Source organism: Trichlorobacter sp. (genome assembly GCF_030247655.1).
Taxonomy (GTDB): Bacteria; Desulfobacterota; Desulfuromonadia; order Geobacterales; family Pseudopelobacteraceae; genus Trichlorobacter.
In genome coordinates this window covers 1-4,591 of sequence record NZ_JAOTRZ010000230.1, presented here as the reverse complement: position 1 = coordinate 4,591, position 4,591 = coordinate 1, and the positions used below count along the sequence as shown (strand labels likewise).

Genomic DNA, 4,591 nt, shown 5'->3' with positions numbered 1-4,591 from the left:
GTCGGGAAGGTTCCAAGTACGGGATCGAGGACTATCTGGAGATCAAGTACCTCTGTATGGGCGGGATATAACTACCTATGAGCTTTATGCACCCCTCATTACGGGTCAGAATGACCCTGGCGGTAACCGGCCTGATCCTGGTGCTGATGGTAATCACCGCCATAGTTACGCTAACTTTTTTTGAGCGGGAATACGAAAAGACCCTGACCGCACATCAAACCACCATGCTTACGGTTTTGGCTGACAACATTGATGCCGACATCAAGGGGGCTCAGGAAGCCCTGTTGAATAATGCCAGAGCAATTCCCCCTGCGGTATTAACCTCACCGACCGCGGCCCAAGCATGGCTTGAGAGCCGCACCGGTCTGATAACCCGTTTTTTCACCAATCATTTACTCCTGCTGGATCACACCGGTCATATCATCGCCGGCACACCACAGCATCACGGGGCTGTTCCGCAGAATGCAACTGAGATAGCTGCTTTAAAACAGACCTTTGCTGATGGACGGCCACACATCAGTGAGCCACTCCCCTGTTGCAACGCCCCCAAAGACCTGCAAGTCATATTTACTGCGCCAATAATAGTGCAAAACAAGGTTGTTATGGTGATGGCTGGCAGCTTCAGCCTGTTCAAACCCAATATTCTTTCACACCATATTCAAGCCAAGATCGGCGCCAGCGGTTTTGTACGACTTATCAACCGGAATCATAAGGTCATACTGCACCCTGATCCCAAACGGATCTACCAAAATTCTGCACCAGACATCGTAGCAGGCATAGACCACGCCTTTGAGAAAAAAGGACCATTAACGCTACGTCATCTTGGTGTTTATAACAGTGAAATCATAACCACCCTTCAACATCTGAAAAATGTCGACTGGTTAATCGCCTCAAGCTACCAGATTGATGAAGCCTTTGCCCCGGTACGTACCGCACGGGTCTGGTTTGCCATCGCCACTCTGACAGGCATGGCAATCGCCGTAGTGGTGGTGCTTGTTATGATGCGCCTGCTCACCCGCCCCCTGTCTCAACTGGCCACCCACGTTGCGACACTACCGGAGAAAACCGGGGATGCGCGTTTTATCCACCTGCCGGTTAATGGAGAGATCGGCAATCTGACCGGCGCTTTCAACAGCATGGTGGAAGAGATCGACCAGAGCACTCTGGCGTTACGCAACAGCGAGCAGCGCTACCGGATAGTGACCGAGTTCACCAATGATTTCACCTATTGGCGCCGTCCAGATGGCAGCTTTGAATTTATCTCACCGGCCTGCATTGAAGTCACCGGCTACAGCCGTGAAGAGCTGTTTGCCCAGCCATCTCTGATGGAAGAGATGATCCATCCTGCTGATCGCCCCATGTTTGACCAGATGGCCGCAGAAAGTGGTGACGCCATCAACTGCAGCCATGAAGAGATCGAGTATCGTATCATCACCAAGGGAGGCAGCATCCGTTGGGTTCGCCACAACTGCCGGCCAATTACTGATGATAACGGCACTTTTCTAGGCCGACGAGGCTGCCGTTCCGACATCACTGAACGCAAGCAACTGGCCGATCAGGTCTCGCACATGGTACTGCATGACCTGCTGACCGGTCTGCCCAACCGCTCTCTCTTTGCAGATCGCCTGTATCTGGCAACAGCGCAAAAAGAGCGTAACAACCGCGAATTGACAGTGGTGTTATTCTTTTGCATTGACCGCTTCAAGCTGATCAACGACACACTTGGACATGAAACCGGCGACCGCCTGTTGATCATGGTTGCCGAACGACTACGCAAGTTGCTGCACCCCGATGACACCCTCTGCCGTTTTGGCGGCGATGTATTTACCTTTATTCTGCCGGGCCGTGAGAGCCGCCACGAAGCGGTAACCATGTCCTACCGGATTCTGGCCAGCCTGTCTGATCCGTTTAACCCTGCAGGGCAGCAGGTAACCCTGAGCGGCAGTATAGGTATCGCCATATGCCCGCAGGATGGCAGCGATGCAGAGACTCTGCAGAAAAATGCAGAAACCGCCATGTACGATGCCAAACGCAGTGGTAAAAACTGCTTCCGCTTCTATGCCCGGGAGATGAATGCCCAGGCAGCTGAAATGTTGCGCCTGGACAACAGCATGCCGTTGGGGCTTGCCAATGGAGATTTTTATCTTCACTACCAACCCCAGCTGGACTTGAAAAATGATACGGTGATTGCGGTTGAAGCCCTCCTGCGCTGGCGTCATCCTGAGCTGGGCATGATCCCGCCTGACCGTTTCATTCCGTTGGCAGAAGATAGCGGCTTCATCATCAAGTTGGGTGAATGGGTGCTGCGCACCGCCTGTATGCAATGTGCAGAGTGGCAGAAAAACGGTCCTGCCCCGTTACGAATAGCCATCAACGTTTCAGGACGCCAGTTCAGTGAACCTGATTTTGTCGACATGGTTGCTGCTGCCCTGAGCGATAGTGGACTGCCTCCGGAATTGCTGGAGCTTGAACTGACGGAAAGTCTCCTGATCTCAAACGAACAACAGGCGCTACAAAAGCTGCAGCTCCTGAAAAGCATGGGAATCTACCTGGCCATTGATGACTTTGGCACCGGCTATTCATCCCTGGCCTACCTGAAACATTTCCCGCTGGACCGGCTCAAGATTGATAAATCATTTATTAACGACATCCTGAGCGACCCTGATGATGCCGCCATTACCGAGGCGATCATCGCCATGGGGCACTCCCTGAAGCTGAAGGTTATTGCAGAAGGTGTTGAAACGCGGGAACAGTTGATCTTCCTGGAGGACAGGGGCTGCGATGAGATGCAGGGCTACTTCTTAAGCAAACCGCTATCAGAACATGACCTGTATGTATTTGTTACGGCCCGGCAAGAGAACAACGCAACAGAGGGAGATTACACGGCAAACAACTGATAAAATCCAAACAGTGCACTTCAAGACATAATAAAAGCGGGGCGGGAACAGATTCCCTGCCCCGCTTTCTGTTTCAAACGGATAAGTCCTGTTACAACGGTTACTGCAGACGAAAGCGTGAAACCGCCCCCTGCAGCCCCTCAGCCATTCCCGACAGGTTCGACGCCGCACCTGCGGTTTCGTGGGAACCACGGGCGGTGTCCTGAATAATCTGGGTCATACGGTGGATGTTATCAGTAATCTCACCGGTGGTAGCACTCTGCTCTTCAGCTGCCGTAGAAATCTGCCTGACCTGATCAGCTACCGCATCAATCTCCGCCAGAATCTGTTCCAGGGCAGCACCGGAACGCTCGGCATCATGAGTCCCGGCCTCAACCTAGCGGACCCCTTCGTTCATGGCAGTTACCGCACTCTTGGTTTCAGACTGAATCGCCTTGATCATCTCGCCAATCTCACGGGTTGCCTTGGTGGTCCGCTCGGCAAGAGCACGAACCTCATCAGCAACCACAGCAAAACCGCGGCCCATCTCACCGGCACGTGCCGCTTCTATGGCGGCATTCAGTGCCAACAGGTTGGTCTGATCAGCAATATCTTCGATGGTGGCAACAATGGCACCGATCTGATCGGATCGCTCGCCCAGCGAATCAACGGTACGGGCGGTATCCTGAACACGGGTAGCAATTTTACGCATCCCCTCAACTGTCTGACGCACCACATCAGAACCTGATTGGGCAGCCTGATTTGCCCGCTGGGAGCCTTCCACAGCAATCTGACAGCTGTGGGCAATGTCATGACTGGTGGCTGCCATCTCTTCACTGGCTGTGGCAACACTAATGGTCTGTGCTGCAGCAACCTCAGCACCACCGGCAATCTCGGTTGAAGTTCCGTTCAGCTCTCTGGTTGCGGCGGTAACAGCACCTGCCGTTGCATTTACCTGGGCAATGAGATCCCGCAACTGCTGAACCATAGCTGCAAATGATTTGGCAAGACTACCCATTTCATCACAGCAATGGGCATCAACCGTCACCGTCAAATCACCTTCAGCAACCTTTTGGAAGCGCAACTGGAGTTGTTGCAGAGGATTACTGATCCTGCCGGAGACAAAAATACCTATAAAAAGCGCCACGGCTACTGCTGCAACAGACATGGCCAATGAAAAGACAAGGGCCGTCCGGGCAAGTTTTGCATTGTTTTCCGCCGTCACTTTAGCATGCTTGACACTGACCTCCGACATCTTGTCAAGCCCCTTCAGCATAGCATTAGCGTGACGTCCAGCATCTCCTCTGGCAATTGCAAGTGCTTCATCATTTTTACCAGCCAGAGAGAGATCAATCATCTGCTTTAGAAGCGGCACATAGGCATCAAAGGAACTCTTAAACTCTGCAAAAGCCGCTTTCTCTTCAGCACCATCCATCTTTTTGACATAGGCGGCTGTCTTTGCCTCCAATGCAGCCAGACTTTCCTGCAGGCTATCGGCAATCTCCTCACGCTCGTCCGGGTCAGTTGCGCCGATCAGGGCACGGGTGCTAATCCGGTTCAGCAGAAAGGCCTGGGTAATATCCCGCAGACCAGCCAGCGGCACCGCAACCTCCTGGTACATAAAGGTATCGGCCTTTTCCATCTTTTGGATATTGATAACACTGACGGCACCTAATAAACCGGCAAAAGCGGCAACCACCAAAAACGCAATTACG

2 protein-coding genes are annotated in these 4,591 nt (G+C 52.8%); one reads left to right on the top strand and one right to left on the bottom strand.

The annotated features are described in order from the left end of the window. The first annotated feature begins 77 nt into the window (after positions 1–77). Positions 78–2,897: a bifunctional diguanylate cyclase/phosphodiesterase gene (locus OEL57_RS14480; RefSeq protein WP_300741399.1), complete on the top strand. Its 2,820-nt coding sequence runs from the start codon at positions 78–80 to the stop codon at positions 2,895–2,897. 376 nt (positions 2,898–3,273) lie between these two features. Here the strand turns inward: OEL57_RS14480 and OEL57_RS14475 are convergent. Then, the coding region (locus tag OEL57_RS14475; protein WP_300741398.1) for a methyl-accepting chemotaxis protein at positions 3,274–4,591 on the bottom strand (1,318 nt) is incomplete at its 5' end.

Bases quoted from the DNA above. Each gene is read 5' to 3' on its own strand.
- OEL57_RS14480 (WP_300741399.1), top strand. From the start codon at position 78: ATGAGCTTTATGCACCCCTCATTACGGGTCAGAATGACCCTGGCGGTA.